Annotated in this window: 6 protein-coding genes and 1 pseudogene; all 7 read right to left on the bottom strand. The window is 43.3% G+C overall.

All coding sequences use genetic code 11. The features are described 5' to 3' along the window. Positions 1-193: 193 nt before the first annotated feature. Positions 194-1,177 (bottom strand): annotated as a pseudogene (locus tag AC07UY_RS21680) (RHS repeat-associated core domain-containing protein); the annotation flags it as partial. Continuing rightward, positions 1,178-1,585, bottom strand: a complete 408-nt coding sequence (locus AC07UY_RS21685; protein WP_494701930.1) for an ankyrin repeat domain-containing protein — start codon at positions 1,583-1,585, stop codon at positions 1,178-1,180. Beyond that, positions 1,582-2,391, bottom strand: a complete 810-nt coding sequence (locus AC07UY_RS21690) for a DUF456 domain-containing protein (protein ID WP_494701931.1) — start codon at positions 2,389-2,391, stop codon at positions 1,582-1,584. The genes AC07UY_RS21685 and AC07UY_RS21690 overlap by 4 nt, the downstream gene beginning before the upstream one ends. Positions 2,392-2,407: 16 nt before the next feature. Continuing rightward, positions 2,408-2,638, bottom strand: coding sequence for a hypothetical protein (locus AC07UY_RS21695; RefSeq protein WP_494701932.1), 231 nt, complete (start codon positions 2,636-2,638; stop codon positions 2,408-2,410). A 13-nt stretch (positions 2,639-2,651) separates the two neighbouring features. Next, positions 2,652-2,882 carry a hypothetical protein gene (locus AC07UY_RS21700; protein ID WP_494701933.1) on the bottom strand — a complete coding sequence of 77 codons (231 nt, stop codon included), beginning with the start codon at positions 2,880-2,882 and terminating at the stop codon, positions 2,652-2,654. A gap of 139 nt (positions 2,883-3,021) precedes the next feature. Then, a complete protein-coding gene (locus AC07UY_RS21705; RefSeq protein WP_494701934.1) occupies positions 3,022-3,501 on the bottom strand; it encodes a YbbD-related protein in 480 nt (159 codons plus the stop codon). Further along, entirely contained in the window at positions 3,498-3,923 is a 426-nt protein-coding gene (locus tag AC07UY_RS21710) for a hypothetical protein (RefSeq protein ID WP_494701935.1), read from the bottom strand. Before AC07UY_RS21710 ends, AC07UY_RS21705 begins: the two co-directional genes overlap by 4 nt. Positions 3,924-4,001 lie beyond the last annotated feature (78 nt).

Consider the following 4,001-nt stretch of genomic DNA (forward strand, 5'->3'; position numbering starts at 1 on the left):
TATCAAAAGCATCATCCTGTTCCTTTGTTGTTTTTTTATATACTTCAATTTTTCCACCATGTTTCATATCATTATACACCTCACCATGAGGAAAAGAGCCCATGGCATAGCTGTATGAATTATAACTGCCATCAGGCGTACCCACATTTATACTTTGATGCAGTGCTGGCTCATCTGGACCTTGATCTTCAATCCAAATATCCAGCCCTATTGGATCAACAAAACCAATCGGATCATTATAAACATAAGAGTATAGATTCCATCCCCCCACTACTCCAATCGGATCCTGCGTAATATACTGCCCCAGTAACGGGTCATAATAACGATGACGGTTATAGTACAGCCCGGACTCCTCATCATACTGCTGCCCAGGCAGGCGGATGAGCTGCGTCAGATGATGCGGGTTATTCTCATTCAGCAGGTTTCCCCATTCGTCGTATTCAGCACTCCACGACATGCTGCCGTTTTCATCGATAAGCGCCAGCGGCAGACCCCGGTGGTCACAGTGGTACAGGTGGATTTTTCGCTCCGGGGTATACACCGGGTCCATCTGGTTTATCATCTTTTCGACGCTGAGTCCGCACCCTGCCAGCCACCGACGGTTTTCTTCGCTCACGCTGTCCTGCTGAATTTCCTGCTCCAGCCGGTCGAGGCGCTGTATCAGTTCCGGCGGTAACGTCATGCCGGTGTCCTGCTGCAACACCTCCGCCAGGCTTCGGCGGGCGCTTCTGGCCAGCTCTGCGGTTGCGGTTTCGATGCGCAGCAGGGGCGTGAAGCTCCCGGGCTGGTACACCGTCTGGACACGCCGCGCCCCGGTCTGTGTGGTGGTTAACCTGTCTCCATCCCAGCCGTACCAGGTCTGTTCCGGTTTGCGCGACAACTCCATATACCCGGCCAGGCAACGCTCCCGCCGCCAGACCCGTTTCCCGATACGCCGGCCCAGCGGGTCGTACACATAACGACTCTCCACCTGCGGGGTGTGGTGCTGCGTCCGCTCATAGTGGACCAGACGGTGCTGTGTATCATACCCATAACGGTGGGTGCGCTCGTCATCCATCCGGTTGACCCCGGCCGGGATGCGGTCGGTTTGCTTCGTCAGCCTGCCGTGGCGGTCGTGGTGATAGCGGTAGTGCGCATCCTGTATGATACGGTTGTCCGGCCATATCGTGAGACTGCTTTATTTTTTTCTACGCTTTGGATATAATAAAATTGGGTAGTGATCTGCGATTATTTTTTCTATTTCATTATACCCGCCAAGTTTCGCGACCTCGGCAGGCAATTGATTAAACTCATTTCTTATTGTATTTTTCGCTTTGTATTTCAATAGAATAGAAACTGATTTTAATTGGCCAAACATTGCAGCCTGATGCAAAGGAGTATTGCCTAAATCACCTATGGCATTTATATTGGCTCCAAAAAAAATTAATTTTTCAATATCTTCAATAGCACCCGAACGTGCAGCTATATGTAGCATAGTATCATCATCAATAGATTTTTGATCAATCTCTGTGATTTTGATAGTGTAAAAATCCGGGTGTTCTTGATATTTTAAATAAATATCATCTAAAGTTTTAGAATATTTCATTTATTTGTACACTCCTCACGATGTTTTTTGCTCAAACGTTGAATGCGGATTTTTCTCTCGTCTATTTTTATGTCATGTCGACCGGGGAACCATTTTGCATCCCAATTTTCATATAGACTCGCACACATTTTTGCATGATCAATAGCTTTAGACAATGATGCGCAATCACTTTTCCCTTGTTCAGGTTTTTTATCACAAAAGGTTTTTGCTCTTTCATATTCAGATTGTTTAATATCATTTAACGCCGCACCTTCGCGGTTATTCTTGGATTCAGAATCTGAAGTTGCTAATGTAAAAATACCAACACCAGCTGCAACCCCCAAGATAGCACCTATGACAGCTCCTGGAGGACCGCCAACAGCAAATCCTCCTATAGCACCAGCAACAGGGTTTAACCCCAAAGGATCTATTCCAGATACTGGATCCAGCGGATAACTATACAGGTTCCATCCACCCGCCAACCCAATCGGATCCTGGCTGATATAGCGCCCCAGTGCCGGGTCATAATAACGGTGACGGTTATAATGCATATCCGATTCTTCGTCATAATGCTGACCCTGCATGCGGATGGGCTGGTACAACCGCTGCGGATTACTGCCGTCCACCTGATTCCCCCACGGGTCAAATTCGGCCCGCCAGTCGGTGCTGCCTTGCGTGTTTATCAGTGCGATCGGGGTGCCCAGATGGTCACAGTGGTACAGGTGAACCACTAGCGTTGTCGGCTCTGGTAGTGGTTTCAGCAGTGGCAGCAGACGTTCTGGCGTCAGCTGTGAGACAGCCAGCCAGCCATTGCTGACTGTGCACACTTAACAGAACGTCGCATTATTCTTGGTGTAAAATCCAATACGATTCAAAAGCATCTATTGCAAGTAAATCAAATTTTTCGTTAGCCTTATAGTAAACAAATTCATATAATATTTTTTGTTGGACATCATCAAAGCCATCAATAAATGAAGCGTCGTCCATAACACCAGGAGTCAAATAATGTAAAAAGAAAGAATATTCAAAAACCCAACCATCGTTTAGTAGCGACCCATAAACATAAAATGGCATGTAATATTTAAACTCATTTAAACTCATTTAAACCAAGATATAAAACCCCTTTATCCAAGGCTTCATTAGATTCAGAAAAATTGATCTCCATGGCCAAATCAGTCCAAGTTTTTCCATGAAAAAAATCATATACCACACGTCCCTCAAAAGCGTCATGAACTTCGATGGGAATATTCACCACTGATAACTTAGGAAAAGCATTAATTAACTCCTCAAGGATTTCATCATGATTATCAAAATTCATTTTTTGATCCTACATAATCCCCTAAAACCATACACATTCCAAATATATTTTATAATTATTAAAAATCATTACTTCCATTCACTCGCAGATTAGCTACTGTACGATGTATTCAACATAACCTACACAAGCAGAAATATTACTACTGGGACATGCAATAGATTTTATATTCATGATCATTTTTACTAGTCACCGAAAAAAAAGATGTCACTACATATTTATTTTTGGCTAACTTCCCTATGAGATAAAGGTTATTGCTATCCCTGTTCATTACGCTGGGGTTTAATTGACACCAAGACTCACTCACGCCCCCTATATTATTAAGTCGGCCCCTTCCTTCTTTAGTGGCTTTTATCGTAAACTGTTTCTCAAAAACATCCAAATCCTTTTCTTTCAAATCAAATATCACATAGAAATAATCAGTATCTAAATTCGAATAAAAATTAATATCAACAGATGATTTTGGGAAAAATAAAGGTAACCAAGATGTAACCCCACTATTATCGGGGATATCATCATATAACTTATACTTCAATTCGACAGAATCCCCCCCAGGCCACACAAGGAATAAACAACATACAACAAACATAATGGGAGTGATTATTTTTATATAATTAATCATTCAAGATACCCCTCGCTTCTTAGTTTCTCCATTGTTTTTTTATGGCTAGGATCCAAAAATTGGATGCATCGATCTGAGCAACTCTCGGTTGAGGGGCAACTTAATCCATGTTGATTTACCTGCAAATCGCTCATGTTATCTTGGATCATCTCAATTTCACTTAATCTGCCAGAGCCATATAATCCAAAAATGTTTAGCGTATGATCTCTACCTTCTTTAATTCCGCCCAATGTTGCTGCCCAAAATTTACTTGCGCTTCTTGATTTTGACACTCGACAGAAAGCTGAGCAATGAAAAAACTGATCGCTTTTGCCCAGATTTAATCTCTTCATATCCTTATTTCCAGTATTCAGAATTTCGTAGGCTCCTGCATTCATATACCAAGGTTCGCTAAACATTGCATCAGATACAGCAGACTGCATCCCTGATCCTACCCACGTAATGTGGACACGGCCCTAAGCGAGGTTCTGGTTTTCAAACTGTTCCGGGCTGAGTCCGCC

It is taken from the genome of Citrobacter sp. GW821-FHT02E08 (genome assembly GCF_059421685.1).